This window comes from Bradyrhizobium sp. USDA 4506, assembly GCF_054058795.1.
Genome location: NZ_JBSSBM010000002.1, coordinates 7,933,805 through 7,949,316, shown reverse-complemented (window position 1 = coordinate 7,949,316; position 15,512 = coordinate 7,933,805). Strand labels below are relative to the sequence as shown.

Below are 15,512 nucleotides of genomic sequence, written 5' to 3'. Positions count from 1 at the left end.
CGTTGCGAACAGCAGCGACGACGTCACGCACATCTGCATTGGCATCACAAAACGGGTGATCTGATTCGCCGTCGGCGCTCCGCGCAGCACTCTGCATGATGCGATCTGATGTCCGACAATGACGCAGTTCCGCGTCTGCGTCGACGCGACAACACAGTCATTAACGCCGTCTCTCGATGACACACGCGCACAGTGTTTCTGCCGATGTGCAAAGTCGGACGCGATCGCGCTCATGAATGTCAGATGACGCATTTGTTGCACGTGTAACAGCGGTGAGACGCCGCGATTCCAGCGCCATTTGAATCGAATTGAATCCTTTAAGGTTAGCGGGGCAATCAATGTATGATCCAGAAATTTCCATGATTGCCGCCGCTCTAGGATGTACGAGTCAAGCCGGGGTAACTACGGACAAGGCGGGGCATGAATCACATCAGTCACATCGAACGCACGCGAGCCGGCTGGTTCGGACATCGCAAGCTGACCCCACGCGCATGCATTGCGGACAGCAAAAAACACCTTCGGACCTTCCTCGCCGAGGCGCTGGAAGACCTCGGCTTCATCACCAGTGAATGCAGCCAGGCGTTGGAACTCGACACCGTTCTGGACGCGGAACGGCCCGATCTCCTGGTGCTCGGCGTGTCCGTGGACGGCATCGAAGTCAGTAAAATTCTCGAGACTTTGGTGAGAAAGGACTATGGCGGCAAGGTCCTCGTCATCGGGCAGCCGGACTCGATCATCGTCAAGGCGGTCCGGCAAATCGGCGACGAGTACGGCATCGCCATGCTGCCGGCGCTGTCGACGCCGTTCAGCGCCGGGACCCTTCGCGACAGTCTTGCGTCGTTGATGCCGCTTGAACCCGCGCCGAGCCCGGCGGTGGACGTGCCCGAAGCGCTGAAGGCCGGCTGGCTCGAGCTGTGGTATCAGCAGAAAATTCATCTCCGGACGCTGGTGCCGAGCGGCGCCGAGGCGCTGATCCGGATGCGCCATCCGGCCTGGGGCGTCGTGCCGCCGGCCTACTTCATCCCGGACGAAAGCGATCCGCATTTTCATGCGCTGTCCGAGTTCGTGATCGAGCGCGCAATCGAGGACTGGCGCTATCTCCTCGAGCAGACCGGGCCGGTCAATCTTTCGATCAACCTGCCGATCTCATTCCTCGCCGACGATCGTGCCGTGCGCGAGCTCTGTTACCGGATGCCGGATCATGCGGCCTTCGCGGGCCTCTTGATCGAGATCGACAGCACCGACGTGGTCGATAATCTGGATCTGGCGATCGATGTCGCCCGGCGCGTTCGACTGCACAATATCGGCATCTCGATCGACAATGTCGGCGCGAACTGGCCGTCTTTGCTGGGACTGCCGAACTTTCCGTTCGTCCAGCTCAAGGTCGACCATCAATTCGTCACCGGCTGCGCGGATCAGCGCCTGAAGCAGACGGTGTGCCGGCGTGTCGTGGAGCTGGCCCACGAAAACGACGCGCAGGTCGTGGCCCAGGGGGTCGAGACGCGTGCGGACTTTCTCGCCGCGCACGAGATGGATTTCGATCAGGTCCAGGGCTACCTGTTCGGCAAGCCGATGGGCGTCAAGAAGTTCGCCCGCTCACGCATGCACTTCTCGGAGAAAGAGCCGGCCTCCTGAGGCGCGGCGTCGTCAAGCTCGAACGTCACGATCGACTGCGCGCAGCGCTTCGCCGCGCGCGATCAGGCGTTTTGCATTGGAATAGGTCGGCACCTCGAGCAGCGAGCCGTCAAGTTCGACGCGCCCAAAGCCCTTTGTCCGCGCCGCTTCGAACGCCGCGACGATCCTGCGCGCCTGGCGCAACTCCTCCTCGCCCGGCGTCAGGACGCCGTTGACGATCGAGGCATGCGCGGGATCGACCAGGCTCTTTGCGGCGTAACCCAGCCGCCGCGCCCAGATCGTGTCGCGTTCGACGCCTTCAGCGTCGCTCCAGGTGTAGGGACAATCGACCGCGACGACATCAGCGGCACGACATTCGACGATGAAGCGCTGCCGCGCGTAAGCCAGCTCCAGGCCGTCGCTGCCGCGCTCGGCACCAAGATCGGCGGCGAGGTCTTCGGAGGCCATCAGGCAACCGATGACGCGCCGGCTCGCCGTGGCGATCGCACCGGTCTGCACCAGACCGCGCGCGAACTCGATATTCGGCAGCAGCGACGTCGATCCCTCGGCGATACCGTAGTCGCGCTCGAACCGCGTCACCGCCTCGTCAAGCCTGACGACATGGTGCGGCTCGGCGACCTTCGGCAGCGCAACGATATCCGGACGTCCGCGCATCACGGCGGCAAGATCGTCCATGCCGTCCTGGTCCAGCGGATTGACGCGGACTGCGACCATCACGCCCTGGTCGCGCCAGGCCGCGTAGAGCTCGACCGCCAAGGCCCGCGCCTTCGGGCGCAGCGGCGGCGGGGTAAAATCCTCGAGCTCGTGGATCAGCACGTCGGCGCCGCTGGCGGCCGCGTGCTGCAGCACGTCCTCATTGGCGCCTTCGAGAAACAGCCAGGAGCGGCACAGCGGGGCCGGGCGCAGCTTGCGCATCACGCGGCCCGCGCCGCCGTCACTGGAACGTCATGTCGAGGCATTTCGAGATGTCGGAGCCGAGGCCGGACGAGATGGTGATGCAGCCGCGGATCTTCTGGGTGTTGACGTCGTTCGCCCAGATCGCATAGCCGCCGGGACCGAAGAACGAGTTGGTGTTCGGCGGCTCGGTCTCGGTGGCGTCGAAGGTGTAATTGCCGTCGGTCTCGAAGATGCGCGGCTTCTTGGTACAGCCGCCGTCGGCCTGCACGTTGATGACCTCCTTGTTGTCCCGCGTCAGCGCCAGCGAGACCTGGCAGCGGAAGTATTCCGAGGTCTTGGCGTTGAACAGATAGGCGTAGGACTTGCAGGTCGCGGTGTTGAGCTTGCCGGCGGACAGGCCGCGGCTGCAGGAGATCCGCTGATTGTTGGAGAGCTTGAACTCGTCCGCCTGCGCGACTGACGCCAGCGTCATGAACGACAGAGCGACACCGATTCCGATCTTCATGACGTGGTTCATCCTGATCATCCCAAGGTAGTGTTTCCGGCAATCAAAGCGTTTGTAAACGGTAACGCGAAAATAGTCGCCAAGCTTGATGCGGGAAATCACAAAGTCGGCGATCCGCGAGCGGTCGCGCCGATTGTCGTATTGACGCGTGAACATCGTTCGTGATTTGTTCAAAAACGTGGGGACGACGCCGTTTTCTCGGCCGGAGGTGGATCATGACGCATTTTTTGACCAAGACTTTCATCGCGACTGCGGCGTTTGCCGCGCTGACGACCTGCGCATTCGCGCAGGAGGCTGCGCCCTGGGAGCTGAAGCCCGACATGGGCTACGCCTATGACAAGGACGGCAAGACCTGGTCCTACAAGATGGGCACCAACAACGCCGGCACGCTGCTGAAGGGCGCCAAGAAGGTGCCGAAGGGGACGCTGTTCTTCATCGGCCAGAACGGCCAGCTCTACATGCGCTCCGGGCCCTATCTCGAGGGCGACGGCAAGTTCAAGTTCGGCTCGAATTAGAGCGTTTTCGAGCGAAGTGGACGCCGGTTCGCGTAAAGAAAACGCGTCAAGAAGAGTCTAGGGCTTCGGTTCTGATTCAATCAGAACCGAAAATGCCCTAGCGGTTTTCGGCAGGCGTCAGAACGTCGCGGCCAATTCCTTCGCGCCCGGCTTGTTGCTGTTGAAATCCATCCGCTCATTGGTGACGGCAAGCAGCCTGACCACCGTGTTGTGGCGGATGGCGACCGGGTTGCGCTCGTAGCCGGAGCGCTGGAAGAAATTCGCGGTCGGCACCTGCTCGCGCATCGCCTGCGGCATGGTCACCATGTCGAGCCCGGTGCCGTCGCCGGTCAGGTTCATCATCTCGAGCTCGGCCGCCGTCAGCGGCCGGCTGTAGCCCTTGTTGCGGGCGAAGATCACCGAGGTCAGCAGCTTGTGGGTCTGCAGCATCGGGCCGACATCGATGTCGAGCACCATGGCATGGCACGCCCAGCCCTGCGGCGTATCGGCGAGGCGCGCATGCGCCGACCAGTCGTCGGGCACGGTGCGGGTGAACGCGACCATCTTCTTCAGCACCGCGAGCTTGTGCTCCATCGCCTTGCGCGCGGGCCCCTGCGTCCTCGCAACCCGCTCGGTCAGATCCCGCACGAATTCATGGCCCTGCTCGGCCAATAGCTCGACGGTGTTGGTGGTGAGCAGCTGGTTGTAGCCCATCGCGGTGGAGATGGCGCGCTTGCCGCCGTGCTCGATGCCCGCCTGTACGTCGTAAGTGCCGGTGCCGCCGGTCTCGAACGAATAGACCCGCACCGCCTGTTCCGGCGTCAGCCCCGCGGCGCGCGCGTAGCGCGCATAGGCGCGCTTGAACTCGACCTCGCTGGCCGGCCGCTGCGGCGTGAACTGGAATTGCTCGGCCGCCGCCCTGACCAGATCGGAGGCCACCGGAAGCGTCTTGGGCGGACGCGGCGGCTTGCCTTCCTCCTCTTCCGGAGCCGGATTGACCGGCCGCTTCGGACCCTCATAGACCGGCGGCTGCTGCAGGACGTAATCGTCCAGCGAGATCTGAACGCGGTCGCGCCGCTTGGCATTGCGGCCGCGCCTCTTCTCGGCGATCGCGTTCCAATAGGCGCTCGCGTCCTGCTCGAAGGCGGCGCGCGCCTCCTGATATTCCTGCAGCTTGCGGCGATATTCCATGATCGCCTGCGGCGATGCCTGCGCCATCGCATTGGCGACGGAAGGCGGCAGCGGACCGGCCTCGCCGGCAAATACGGACGGCGCGCCGGCGGCGAGCGCGAGCGCGACAAATCCATGGCACAGGCGAATCAATTGCGGGCGCATGGCCTCGTTGTAGCAAGCACGGCCGCGAAGTCAGCCCGGAATTGTCCGGATCGCAGCGGCCGGATGCCGCGATCGATGCAGAATATTCGCCACAATGCGGTGTTCTCCGAGGAAAGCCTTGGAGAAAGCCCTGGAGATTGCGATGAGAATGGCACTCTGGCTCGTCGCCGCCTGCGCGTTGACGCTCGCCCCACCGGCGCGCGCCGAGCGTCCGGACTGCGGATCGTTTCCGGATACGCGTTCACGCTTCACCTGTTACGAGAATGTGTCGCGGGCGCCTCAGGAACCCGAGGCCGCGGCGCATTCGCCTGGTGCGCGGGGGAAATCAATAAAGATGAACGCCCGCAAGCGGCATCACAAATAGCGGCATCGTTGCGGCCTACTTCCATGCGAATACCGGCTGCTCCAGTTCAGCGACGCGGGTGCTGCGACCGGCCAGCACCTCGCGAAATTGATAGATCAGCGCGGCGGTCGGCGCATGGATCTGCTGGCCACCGAGGCGGAAGCGGATCACGCGGCGCGAGCTTTCCGGGATCGTGGCGAAGCTGAACGCGTCCTCCAGCTCGACCGCATCGAGGCCGATGCGATGGACGGAGGCGACCTCGTCCGGGTTCGGGATGATCGCCGCATGCGCGCCGGCCCAGACCACGACCGGCGTGATCAGATAGCCGGATCGCGTCGGATAATCGTCGAGCATGCCGAGCACGTCGCTCGGGCCAAGCGCGAGCCCGAGCTCCTCTTGCAATTCGCGCAGCGCGGCCTCGGCCTGCGTCTCGCCGGCATCGCAGCGCCCGCCCGGCAGCGCCCATTGCGCGCTGTGGGCGCGCAGGCGCGCGCTGCGGCGGGTCAACAGGAACGCCGTGCCGCTGCCGTCGTCGCCTTCGGTCAGCGCGATCGCGACCGCCGCGCGCTTCAACGTCGGCGCGGCGTCCGCCGGCGCCAGGCGTGCGAATGCGGCACAGAGCTCTGCGATATTCCGCCGGGTGGCATCGTCAAATGTGCGGGCCATGTACCTTGACTACAACACAACAGCGTTTGATGAAATGACTCCGACCACATGCCTCCTGCGATCAATCATCAGCAAGCAACGGACCCCACCTCATGACGGCCAAGGCCGCGGACAAACTCAAATCCGACGGCTGGAAGATCGCCGAAACCACGGGATTCCTGACGCTGATCGGCCCGTTGTGGGAACGGTTGAAGGACGGAGCGCTTGAACTCGCGCTGATCACCGAGGACAAGCACCACAATCGCCGCGGCCTCGTGCAGGGCGGCGTGATCATGACGTTCGCAGATCGCGCCTGCGGCATGGCCGCACGCTTCGTCTCGGGCAAGCCGACGCTTGCGACCGTGCAGCTCGACACCCATTTCGTCGAGGCCGGCAAGATCGGCGAGATCCTGACGACGCGGCCGCGTGTGGTACGCTCGACCCGCAGCCTGATCTTCATCACGGCCGAGGTGACCGTCGACAAGCGCTGTATCGCGATGGCCAACGGCGTGTTCAAGATTTTGAAGAACGAGAGTTGATCCTTTGTCATTCCGGGATGGTCCGAAGGACCAGACCCGGAATCTCGAGATTCCGGGCTCGATGCTTGCGCATCGCCCCGGAATGACCGCAGGAAAGGAAAGTCCGATGCAATATCGCCAGCTTGGCCGTAGCGGCCTGAAGGTCTCGCCGATCTGCCTCGGCACCATGATGTTCGGCGGACCGACCGACGAGGCGACCTCGGCGCGGATCGTGGCGAAGGCGCGCGAGGCCGGCATCAACTTCATCGACAGCGCCGACGCCTATAATGCCGGCAAGTCCGAGGAGGTCGTGGGGCGCGCGATCTCCAACAACCGGTCGAACTGGGTGCTCGCGACAAAACTCGCCAATCCGATCGGCGACGATCCCAACCACGGCGGGCTGTCGCGTCGCTGGGTGTTCCAGGCCGCCGACGAGAGCCTGAAGCGGCTCGGCACCGACTACATCGACGTCTACTATCTGCACAAGGAAGATCACACGACGCCGCTCGACGAGACGGTGCGCGCGATGGGCGACCTGATCCGCGCCGGCAAGGTGCGCTATTTCGGCGTCTCCAACTACCGCGCCTGGCGCGTCGCCGAGATCTGCAACATCTGCGACCGGCTCGGCATCGACCGCCCGGTCGCGAGCCAGCCCTATTACAATGCGATGAACCGGATGCCGGAGGTCGAGCATTTCCCGGCCTGCGCCTATTACGGGCTCGGCATCGTGCCCTATAGCCCGCTGGCGCGCGGCGTGCTTACCGGCAAATACGCGCCCGACGCGGCGCCACCCGCGGACACGCGTGCGGGGCGCAACGACAAGCGCATGATGCAGACCGAGTGGCGGCCGGAATCGCTCGAGCTCGCGCAGGAGATCAAGCGCCACGCCGAGAGCAAAGGCATCACCGCCGGGCAGTTCGCGGTGTCCTGGGTACTGAACTCGTCGTTCGTCAGCGCCGTGATCGCGGGGCCGCGCACCGAAGCGCAATGGGACGACTACATCCGCGCGCTCGACTATCGCTTCACCGCCGAGGACGAAGCCCTGATCGACCGCCTCGTCGTCACCGGCCATCCCTCGACGCCGGGCTTCAACGACCCCGCCTATCCGATCGAGGGGCGCCGCGCGCGGAGCGGATCGTCGCTGTAGCGGCAGCGTCACAATTTTAGTTTGTGCGCTCCGCCCGCCGTCATTGCGAGCGGAGCGAAGCAATCCATCGTGCCGCAAGCGGAGAAATGGACTGCGTCGTCGCTGACGCTCCTCGCAATGACGGTGTGTTGCACTCGCTCGGTACGGATAACCCGCTCGGCAACGCCGAAGTTACGTTTCGTAGCTTCCGAATTGCGCGAAGCCCGAGTCGGCTGCAGCATCAGGGCATGGAAATGCTGATGCTGGAGCTGCAATGACGGCATCCAATGTACTGGACTGGATCGTGGCCCTCCTCGTCTGCTGGGCGAGCCTGACCGCAATCTTTGAACCTTCGCGCGGTGCCTCGCAGTGCGACGTATCCACCGCGACGAGCAGCGCGCCGCAGGCCTCACTGGCGACCCCGACGCAGGCGGAGTTCGAGGAGATGATCCGCGACATGAAGCTGCATGATTGAACGGGATCGGCAAACCGCGAAAATCCTTCCGCATCATCTCCCAAATGAAACAGGGCGGCGCCGAAGCGCCGCCCTGCCCTGATTGCCGTTTGCTCGCCGCTTACTTCGCGAGGTCGAAGCGGTCGGCGTTCATCACCTTGGCCCAGGCCGCGACGAAGTCCTTCACGAACTGCTCCTTGGAGTCGGACTGGCCGTAGACCTCGGCGAACGCCCGCAGCTGCGAGTGTGAGCCGAAGATCAGGTCGACGCGGGTGCCGGTCCACTTCACCGCCTTGGTCTTGCGGTCGCGGCCCTCATAGACGCCCTCGCCGGCATCGGTCCACACCGTGCCCATGTCGAGCAGGTTGAGGAAGAAGTCGTTGGTGAGCGTCCCCGGCTTGCCGGTGAAGACGCCGTGCTTCGACTTCTTGGCATTGGCGCCGAGCACGCGCAGGCCGCCGACGAGGACCGTCAGTTCCGGTCCGGTCAGCCGCAGGAGCTGTGCACGGTCGACCAAGGCCTCTTCCGGCTGCAGGAACTGATGCTTGCCGCCGATATAGTTGCGGAAGCCGTCAGCCCGCGGCTCGAGCGGAGCGAAGGACTCGACGTCGGTCTGGTCCTGCGTCGCATCGGTGCGGCCCGGCGTGAAGGGGACCTTCACACTGGTGCCGCCGTCCTTGGCCGCCTTCTCGATCGCAGCCGCGCCGCCGAGCACGATCAGATCGGCCAGCGAGACCTTCTTGCCGAACTCCTTCTGGATGGCCTCGAGCTTGGACAGCACAGTCTTGAGCTGAGCCGGCTCGTTGACATCCCAGTCCTTCTGCGGCGCAAGGCGGATGCGTGCACCATTGGCACCGCCGCGCTTGTCGGAGCCGCGGAACGTGGAGGCCGAGGCCCAGGCGGTCGACACCAGTTCGGACACCGACAGGCCCGAGGCGAGGATCTTCGCCTTGAGCGCCTCGATATCCTTGTCGTCGATCACGGCGTGATCGAGCGCCGGTACCGGATCCTGCCAGATCAGCGTCTCCTTCGGCACCAGCGGGCCGAGGTAGCGCTGGATCGGACCCATGTCGCGGTGCGTGAGCTTGAACCAGGCGCGGGCGAAGGCGTCCGCGAACTGATCCGGATGCTCATAGAACCGGCGCGAGATCTTCTCATAGGCCGGATCGAAGCGGAGCGACAGGTCGGTGGTCAGCATGGTCGGGACATGCTTCTTCGACGGATCGAACGCGTCCGGAATGACGGCGTCCGCGCCCTTTGCCTTCCACTGCTTCGCACCCGCCGGGCTCTTCGTCAGCTCCCATTCGTACTTGAACAGGTTCTCGAAGAAGTGGTTGCTCCACTTGGTCGGGGTCTGGGTCCAGGTGACCTCGGGACCGCCGGTGATCGCGTCAGCGCCGACGCCGGTGCCGAACTTGCTCTTCCAGCCGAGACCCTGTTCCTCGATCGCGCCACCTTCCGGCTCCGGACCGATCAACGACGGATCGCCCGCACCGTGGGTCTTGCCGAAGGTGTGGCCACCGGCGATCAGCGCGACGGTCTCCTCGTCGTTCATCGCCATGCGGAAGAACGTCTCGCGGATGTCCTTCGCGGCGGCGACCGGATCCGGATTGCCATTCGGGCCTTCCGGGTTGACGTAGATCAGGCCCATCTGCACCGCGCCGAGCGGCTCGGAGAGCTGGCGCTCGCCGCTGTAGCGCTCGTCACCAAGCCAGGTGCCTTCCGGACCCCAGTACAGCTCTTCCGGCTCCCACACGTCGGCGCGGCCACCCGCAAAACCGAACGTCTTGAAACCCATCGATTCCAGCGCGACGTTGCCGGCGAGGACCATGAGATCGGCCCACGAGATCTTGCGGCCGTATTTCTGCTTGATCGGCCACAGCAGCCGGCGCGCCTTGTCGAGGTTGGCGTTGTCGGGCCAGCTGTTCAGCGGGGCGAAACGCTGCTGACCGGCGCCGGCGCCGCCGCGGCCGTCGGTGATGCGATAGGTGCCCGCCGAGTGCCAGGCCATGCGGATCATCAGGCCGCCGTAATGGCCGAAGTCGGCCGGCCACCATTCTTGCGACGTCGTCATCAGGGCCGTGAGGTCCTTGATCACGGCGTTGAGATCGAGGCTCTTGAATTCCTTGGCGTAGTCAAAACCCTTGCCCATCGGATCGGACAGGCTGGAGTTCTGATGCAGCACCTGAACGTCGAGCGTCTCCGGCCACCAGTCACGATTCGAGTGCCCGCGAGGCCCGCCTGTGAATGGGCATTTGCCCGCGCCTTCGTCGGTTTTTGCGTCCATGTTTCTTCTCCGAGGTGATGGATTCTGGAATGCGCTGGAGCTCTTCCAAGAACGATTCTACGCAACCCAATCCATCAGAGGAAATTGACTTTAGTGATCGCGCCGATAAGATTATCTGATGATAAATGTCACACTCCGGCAACTCAGGTATTTTGATGCTCTGGCCCACCACCGCCATTTCGGGCGCGCCGCGGATGCCTGCGCGGTGTCACAGCCGGCGCTGTCGATGCAGATCCGCGAAATGGAACAGGCGGTCGGCGGCGTGCTGATCGAACGCAATGCGCGGCAGGTGACGCTGACGACCTTCGGCGAGGACCTGCTGCGCCGCGTGCGCGACATCCTGCGTTCGGTCGACGAACTCGGCGACTTCGCGCGCGCCTCGCGCGACAAGCTTGCCGGACGGCTGCGGGTCGGCATGATCCCGACCGTCGCCCCGTATCTGCTGCCGAAGGTGATCGAGAACCTGGCGCGGCTGCATCCCGAGCTCGACATCCATGTCCGCGAGACGCTGACGCCGAAGCTTATCAAGGAAGTCGCCGAGGGGCGGCTCGACACCGCGATCGTGGCGCTGCCGGTATCGGAACCGTCGCTGACCGAGGTCGCGCTGTTCTCGGAAAACTTCCTGCTGGTGCGGCCGGGCGAGGACGCCAAGACGCCGGTGCCGAGCGCCGAGATGCTGCGCGAGATGCGGCTCTTGCTGCTCGAGGAGGGTCACTGCTTCCGCGACCAGGCGCTGTCGTTCTGCAACATGCAGTCCTCGCCGCCGCGCGAGGTGCTGGACGCGAGCTCGCTGTCGACGCTGGTGCAGATGGTCGGCGCCGGCATCGGCGTCACCCTGATCCCCGAGATGGCGGTGACGGTGGAGACGCGCTCGGCGCCGGTCACGGTCTCGCGCTTCAAGCACCCGCAGCCCTCGCGCACCATCGGCATGGTCTGGCGCAAGACCTCTCCGCTTGCCGCACAGCTCCAGCAGATCTCCGAAGTCGTCAGCCTCGCCGCCCGCGCCCTGCGCGCGCCGAAGCAGGACGGCGCCAAGGAGCCGGCGAAACGCGCGGGACGAAGGAAGGTGGCGTGATTGCCGAGACGCTGCGGCGAAGATGTAATTCTCGTTTGACGCACACGTCTCGCCACCCCCACAACCGTCGTCCTGGCGAAAGCCAGGACCCATATGTGGACGGCCCCCGTGGCACAAGAGCTGTTTGGTGAGATCGGATCGCTTGCATCCATATGTCCGGCCTGTTGGGTGCGATCGAATGGATCGCTGGCCAAGATGGTTTGCGCGATGCGAGTTCCAAACAACCACGCGGCCTGTTGGCGGCCGATGGGTCCTGCGGACTGTCTCGCATCGTTGCTCGATCGATCGCTCCATCTGCTCTTGCAGCTCCGGTCGGCCGGCGAGCGAGCCCGCCGGCTAATCGATTAGGCGGCGGCTGTCATGGGATTCATCCGTGCCGCCTCGTAACTCTCGCCCGTTGCCATCAGCTTCCAGGCGATACGGGCCACTTTGTTGGCGAGCGCCACGGCCGCAAGCTTCGGCGGCTTGCGCTTGATCAGGGCCAGCAGCCAGCGCGAGTGATGACCGCGTCCCCGCCTGGCCTGCTGGATCACCGCTGTGGCCCCGACCACCAGCAGACGGCGCAAGTTCTCATCGCCAGCCCGCGTGATCTTGCCAAGCCTGGTCTTGCCAGCGGTGGAGTGGTCCTTGGGTGTCAATCCCAGCCAGGCCGCAAAATGACGACCAGAACGGAACGTGCGCGGATCAGGTGTCTTCATCACCAGCGCGGTTGCAACGATCGGACCGACCGAGGGGATCTGAGCCAAGCGCCGGCCCGTGGCATCGGCGCGGTGCCAGGCCATCAGCTTGGCCTCAACCGCCTCCAACTCACCCTCGAGCCTGACGCGCTCCCGGCCCAGCACCACAAACAGCTCGCGCGCCAGAACCGGAAGCGTCTCGTCCTGCGCAATCCGCACCAGCAGGGGTTCGATCGCGTCCAGTCCCTTGGGGGCGATCAGGCCATACTCCGCCGCGTGGCCGCGTATCGTATTGGTCAGCTGGGTGCGCCGGACGATCAATCCGTCGCGGACACCCATCAGCATCAGCGCGGCCTGCTGCTCGGCCGTCTTCACCGGCACGAAGCGCATGCTCGGCCGGCTCATCGCTTCACACAGGCCTTCTGCATCCCGCCCGTCATTCTTGTTCCGCATCACGTAGGGTTTGACCAATTGCGGTGCCATCAGCTTCACCTCGTGACCGAGCTTGGAAAGCTGACGCGCCCAATGTTGCGAAGCCCCGCAGGCCTCCATCCCGATCACAGTCGGCGGCAATTTGGCGAAGAACTCCAGCACTTGTTTGCGCGACAGCTTCTTGCGCAGCACCACCTGCTCCGCCGCATCAACCCCATGCAGCACAAAAATATACTTCGACGTATCAATCCCAATGCGGATAATCTGGTTCACGGACGGCTCCCTTGTATGAGATCTAGACAACCTCATTCTGGCACACTGATGCCGTAGGGGGCCGTCCACACCATCAGCCACCGAATTTGATTGGGAGCGGGATAGTGGCTCCAGCTTCGCTCAACAACTGATGGTCAGGGTAATGGGTCCTGGTTTTCGCCATGACGACATCGAATATGTTGCGCGGTCTGCGAATCATACGTCCGCATTCTCGCGGCGAATGACAAGATGAGGCGGCCCCTACTTCTCCAGGTACTTCTTCATCTCGGCGATCAGGCCGTCGCGCAGTTCGGGGCGCTTGAGGCCGAAGGCGATGTTGGCGCGGAGGAAGCCGGGCTTGGAGCCGCAATCGTGGCGCTCGCCCTCGAACTCGACGCCGTAGAACTTCTGCGTCTTCGCAAGCCCGATCATCGCATCGGTGAGCTGGATCTCGCCGCCGGCGCCGCGCTCCTGCGTGGCCAGGATGTTGAAGATCTCCGGCTGCAGGATGTAGCGGCCGGTGATCGACAGGTTGGACGGCGCGGTGCCCTGCGGCGGCTTCTCGACCATGCGGTCGACCTCGAAGATGTTGCCGGTGCGTTTGCCGACGCTGCAGATGCCGTATTGATGGGTGAGTTCGTCGGGCACCGCCTCGACCGCGATCAGGTTCGACTTGTCACCAAGCCTGCTCGCGGCGTCGATCATCTGCTTGAGGCAGCCCGGCGTGTTCAGCACCAACTCGTCCGGCAGCACCACCGCGAACGGCTCGTTGCCGATGATATCGCGTGCGCACCACACCGCGTGGCCGAGCCCGAGCGGCGCCTGCTGCCGGGTGAAGCTCATCGCGCCGGCCTCCGGCTGGTTCTGCGCCAGGATATCCTGCTCGGTCTTCTTGCCGCGCTGCGCCAGCGTGGTGTCGAGCTCGAACATGCGGTCGAAGTGATCCTCGATGACACCCTTGTTGCGGCCGGTGACGAACACGAAATGCTCGATGCCGGCTTCCCGGGCCTCGTCGACCACGTACTGGATCAGGGGCTTGTCGACGATCGTCAGCATCTCCTTCGGCATCGCCTTGGTGGCGGGCAGCACGCGGGTACCGAGACCGGCGACGGGGAATACGGCTTTGCGGATCTTCATGGGATTATCGGAAGCCTTGAAATGGGTGGGACGGCGGCACGAAATGAATCATGCCTTTGGTACCCCGTTTTGCAGCCGCCAACAAAGGCGGATGTGTGGTGCGGCTTAATTCCGCCGTTCCCGTCAGCCAATGCGGGTCGCAACAAAATCTCGCCCTTGTTAAGTTATTGGAAACCGTGCCGGGGCCTTCTGGAACAGCACGATTTTGACAGGCACACGACAAATGCGCGCGTTGGGAACATCAAGGACCAAGCTTTTCGGCGCGAGCCTGATCGCGCTGGCCCTGCTGCTGCCCGGCAGCACGCAAGCCCAGTCGGCGGGCAACGGCCTGACCAACCTGATCGACAACATCTTTTCCGGACCGAACGCGACGCCGCCGCAGGCCGCAACCGGACAGGACGGCGCGGCACCGCCGTGGAGCGGTGAAGACGGCGCCTCCGGCCATCCGCTGATGACCGCAGCGGCGATCCGCCAGGCCGCGTCGGACTTCCCGAACTGCGTCGCAGCGATGTGGCCAGATGCCGCACGGCGCAACATCACCCAAGAGAATTTCGAGCGCTTCACCGCCGGCCTGACGCCCGATCTGCGCATCATGGATCTGATGGATTCGCAGCCGGAGTTCACCAAGGCGATCTGGGATTATCTCGACATCCTGGTCAGCGACACCAGGCTCGCCAAGGGCCGCGAGATCCTTGCGAAATACAAACCGCAGTTCGACGCCACCGAGAAGGCCTATGGCGTCGACCGCTACATCATCGCGGCGATCTGGGGCATCGAGTCGAACTACTCGACCCAGATGGGCGATCGCAATGTGGTGCAGTCGACCGCGACGCTCGCCTGCATCGGCCGCCGTCAGGCCTATTTCAAGGACGAGTTCCTGTCGGCGCTGGAAATCCTCAACCGCGGCGACCTCAGGCCCGAGCAGATGCGCGGCTCCTGGGCCGGCGCCTTCGGCCCGACCCAGTTCATGCCGACCGCGTTCAAGCGCTATGCCGTCGATGGCGACGGCGACGGCCGCCGCGACGTCGTCGACAATCCGAGCGACCTGATCGCCTCGACCGCCAACAATCTGAAGAAGGACGGCTGGCAGACCGGCGCGAGCTGGGGCTACGAGGTCGTGCTGCCGCAAGGCCTCAATTACATGCTGGCCGACCGCGCCAAGGCCATGCCGCTGTCGCAATGGGAGCATCTCGGCCTCAAGCGGCCGAACGGCCAGCCGTTCCCGCGGTCGTCCGACAAGGCCTATCTGCTGGCGCCGGCCGGCGCCGAGGGGCCGGGCTTCCTGATGCTGCAGAATTTCCGGGTGATCATGAAGTACAACCCGGCCGAGGCCTACGCGCTCGCCATCGGCCATTTCGCCGACCGCCTGCGCGGCGGCCAGCCCTTCGCGCAGCCCTGGCCGCGGCAGGAGCGGGTGCTGTCGCGCGCCGAGCGGCTGGAACTGCAGCAGCTGCTCGCCCAGCGCGGCTTCTACAAGGGCACGCCCGACGGCCAGTTCGGCGGCCAGACCCGCGAGGCGCTGCGCGGCTTCCAGGTGTCGATCGGGGCACCGGCCGACGGTTTTGCCACCGCCGAGGTGCTGGAGCGGCTGCGCGGGCGGTAGGGCTGAAGCCGGAGGCTGCCCCGCCCGGATGCAGCGCAGCGAAAGCCGGGGTTCTCGCCGTGCGGCTGGTCTGGTCCCGGATTACGCTTCGCTCCAT

The 15,512-nt window shown here is 64.5% G+C and carries 15 protein-coding genes; 8 read left to right on the top strand and 7 right to left on the bottom strand.

Annotated features, from left to right (window positions below; all coding sequences use genetic code 11):
- Positions 1–420 precede the first annotated feature (420 nt).
- Positions 421–1,635: an EAL domain-containing response regulator gene (locus tag ACVIHF_RS39555; protein ID WP_456793626.1), complete on the top strand. Its 1,215-nt coding sequence runs from the start codon at positions 421–423 to the stop codon at positions 1,633–1,635.
- Positions 1,636–1,647: 12 nt separating this feature from the next.
- Here ACVIHF_RS39555 and ACVIHF_RS39550 read toward each other — a convergent pair whose 3' ends face one another.
- The gene (locus tag ACVIHF_RS39550) at positions 1,648–2,550 is read right to left on the bottom strand and encodes an HpcH/HpaI aldolase/citrate lyase family protein (protein ID WP_456793625.1); all 903 of its coding nucleotides are present in this window, start codon (positions 2,548–2,550) and stop codon (positions 1,648–1,650) included.
- A gap of 19 nt (positions 2,551–2,569) precedes the next feature.
- Complete coding sequence (locus ACVIHF_RS39545; RefSeq protein WP_225645168.1) at positions 2,570–3,049, bottom strand: hypothetical protein; 480 nt, start codon at positions 3,047–3,049, stop codon at positions 2,570–2,572.
- 203 nt (positions 3,050–3,252) lie between these two features.
- Here ACVIHF_RS39545 and ACVIHF_RS39540 point away from each other — a divergent pair, with 203 nt between their 5' ends.
- Complete coding sequence (locus tag ACVIHF_RS39540; RefSeq protein WP_016845604.1) at positions 3,253–3,552, top strand: hypothetical protein; 300 nt, start codon at positions 3,253–3,255, stop codon at positions 3,550–3,552.
- 117 nt (positions 3,553–3,669) lie between these two features.
- Here ACVIHF_RS39540 and ACVIHF_RS39535 read toward each other — a convergent pair whose 3' ends face one another.
- Positions 3,670–4,866 (bottom strand): hypothetical protein, encoded by a 1,197-nt coding sequence (locus ACVIHF_RS39535; protein ID WP_456793624.1) that lies wholly within the window; start codon positions 4,864–4,866, stop codon positions 3,670–3,672.
- A 118-nt stretch (positions 4,867–4,984) separates the two neighbouring features.
- On the opposite strand from ACVIHF_RS39535, the gene ACVIHF_RS39530 reads away from it, so the two are divergent.
- Positions 4,985–5,230, top strand: coding sequence for a hypothetical protein (locus ACVIHF_RS39530; RefSeq protein WP_456793623.1), 246 nt, complete (start codon positions 4,985–4,987; stop codon positions 5,228–5,230).
- Positions 5,231–5,245: 15 nt separating this feature from the next.
- Here the strand turns inward: ACVIHF_RS39530 and ACVIHF_RS39525 are convergent, their stop codons facing one another.
- On the bottom strand, positions 5,246–5,875 hold the full coding sequence (locus ACVIHF_RS39525; RefSeq protein ID WP_310882932.1) for an NUDIX hydrolase: 630 nt from the start codon (positions 5,873–5,875) through the stop codon (positions 5,246–5,248).
- Positions 5,876–5,967: 92 nt separating this feature from the next.
- Here ACVIHF_RS39525 and ACVIHF_RS39520 point away from each other — a divergent pair, with 92 nt between their 5' ends.
- From ACVIHF_RS39520 to ACVIHF_RS39510, 3 genes are all read left to right on the top strand, one after another.
- On the top strand, positions 5,968–6,393 hold the full coding sequence (locus ACVIHF_RS39520) for a PaaI family thioesterase (RefSeq protein WP_016845608.1): 426 nt from the start codon (positions 5,968–5,970) through the stop codon (positions 6,391–6,393).
- A 106-nt stretch (positions 6,394–6,499) separates the two neighbouring features.
- Positions 6,500–7,519, top strand: a complete 1,020-nt coding sequence (locus ACVIHF_RS39515; RefSeq protein ID WP_310882931.1) for an aldo/keto reductase — start codon at positions 6,500–6,502, stop codon at positions 7,517–7,519.
- A 253-nt stretch (positions 7,520–7,772) separates the two neighbouring features.
- Positions 7,773–7,973, top strand: coding sequence for a hypothetical protein (locus ACVIHF_RS39510; protein ID WP_057016417.1), 201 nt, complete (start codon positions 7,773–7,775; stop codon positions 7,971–7,973).
- Between the two features lie 100 nt (positions 7,974–8,073).
- On the opposite strand, the gene katG is transcribed toward ACVIHF_RS39510, so the two are convergent.
- Positions 8,074–10,239, bottom strand: a complete 2,166-nt coding sequence (gene katG / locus ACVIHF_RS39505) for a catalase/peroxidase HPI (RefSeq protein ID WP_456793622.1) — start codon at positions 10,237–10,239, stop codon at positions 8,074–8,076.
- A gap of 118 nt (positions 10,240–10,357) precedes the next feature.
- On the opposite strand from katG, the gene ACVIHF_RS39500 reads away from it, so the two are divergent.
- Entirely contained in the window at positions 10,358–11,314 is a 957-nt protein-coding gene (locus ACVIHF_RS39500; RefSeq protein WP_076825224.1) for a hydrogen peroxide-inducible genes activator, read from the top strand.
- Positions 11,315–11,658: 344 nt separating this feature from the next.
- On the opposite strand, the gene ACVIHF_RS39495 is transcribed toward ACVIHF_RS39500, so the two are convergent.
- Complete coding sequence (locus ACVIHF_RS39495; RefSeq protein WP_253605065.1) at positions 11,659–12,696, bottom strand: IS110 family RNA-guided transposase; 1,038 nt, start codon at positions 12,694–12,696, stop codon at positions 11,659–11,661.
- Positions 12,697–12,936: 240 nt separating this feature from the next.
- The gene (galU, locus tag ACVIHF_RS39490; RefSeq protein WP_028334743.1) at positions 12,937–13,812 is read right to left on the bottom strand and encodes a UTP--glucose-1-phosphate uridylyltransferase GalU; all 876 of its coding nucleotides are present in this window, start codon (positions 13,810–13,812) and stop codon (positions 12,937–12,939) included.
- A 223-nt stretch (positions 13,813–14,035) separates the two neighbouring features.
- Here galU and ACVIHF_RS39485 point away from each other — a divergent pair, with 223 nt between their 5' ends.
- Positions 14,036–15,415 carry a lytic murein transglycosylase gene (locus ACVIHF_RS39485; protein WP_456793621.1) on the top strand — a complete coding sequence of 460 codons (1,380 nt, stop codon included), beginning with the start codon at positions 14,036–14,038 and terminating at the stop codon, positions 15,413–15,415.
- The last annotated feature ends 97 nt before the right edge of the window (positions 15,416–15,512 follow it).

What these genes read in the sequence shown, in the direction of transcription:
- ACVIHF_RS39555 (WP_456793626.1), top strand. Translation starts at nt 421, where the DNA reads ATGAATCACATCAGTCACATCGAACGCACGCGAGCCGGCTGGTTCGGA.
- ACVIHF_RS39550 (WP_456793625.1), bottom strand. Translation starts at nt 2,550, where the DNA reads ATGCGCAAGCTGCGCCCGGCCCCGCTGTGCCGCTCCTGGCTGTTTCTC.
- ACVIHF_RS39545 (WP_225645168.1), bottom strand. Translation starts at nt 3,049, where the DNA reads ATGAACCACGTCATGAAGATCGGAATCGGTGTCGCTCTGTCGTTCATG.
- ACVIHF_RS39540 (WP_016845604.1), top strand. Translation starts at nt 3,253, where the DNA reads ATGACGCATTTTTTGACCAAGACTTTCATCGCGACTGCGGCGTTTGCC.
- ACVIHF_RS39535 (WP_456793624.1), bottom strand. Translation starts at nt 4,866, where the DNA reads ATGCGCCCGCAATTGATTCGCCTGTGCCATGGATTTGTCGCGCTCGCG.
- ACVIHF_RS39525 (WP_310882932.1), bottom strand. Translation starts at nt 5,875, where the DNA reads ATGGCCCGCACATTTGACGATGCCACCCGGCGGAATATCGCAGAGCTC.
- ACVIHF_RS39520 (WP_016845608.1), top strand. Translation starts at nt 5,968, where the DNA reads ATGACGGCCAAGGCCGCGGACAAACTCAAATCCGACGGCTGGAAGATC.
- ACVIHF_RS39515 (WP_310882931.1), top strand. Translation starts at nt 6,500, where the DNA reads ATGCAATATCGCCAGCTTGGCCGTAGCGGCCTGAAGGTCTCGCCGATC.
- ACVIHF_RS39510 (WP_057016417.1), top strand. Translation starts at nt 7,773, where the DNA reads ATGACGGCATCCAATGTACTGGACTGGATCGTGGCCCTCCTCGTCTGC.
- katG (WP_456793622.1), bottom strand. Translation starts at nt 10,239, where the DNA reads ATGGACGCAAAAACCGACGAAGGCGCGGGCAAATGCCCATTCACAGGC.
- ACVIHF_RS39500 (WP_076825224.1), top strand. Translation starts at nt 10,358, where the DNA reads ATGATAAATGTCACACTCCGGCAACTCAGGTATTTTGATGCTCTGGCC.
- galU (WP_028334743.1), bottom strand. Translation starts at nt 13,812, where the DNA reads ATGAAGATCCGCAAAGCCGTATTCCCCGTCGCCGGTCTCGGTACCCGC.
- ACVIHF_RS39485 (WP_456793621.1), top strand. Translation starts at nt 14,036, where the DNA reads ATGCGCGCGTTGGGAACATCAAGGACCAAGCTTTTCGGCGCGAGCCTG.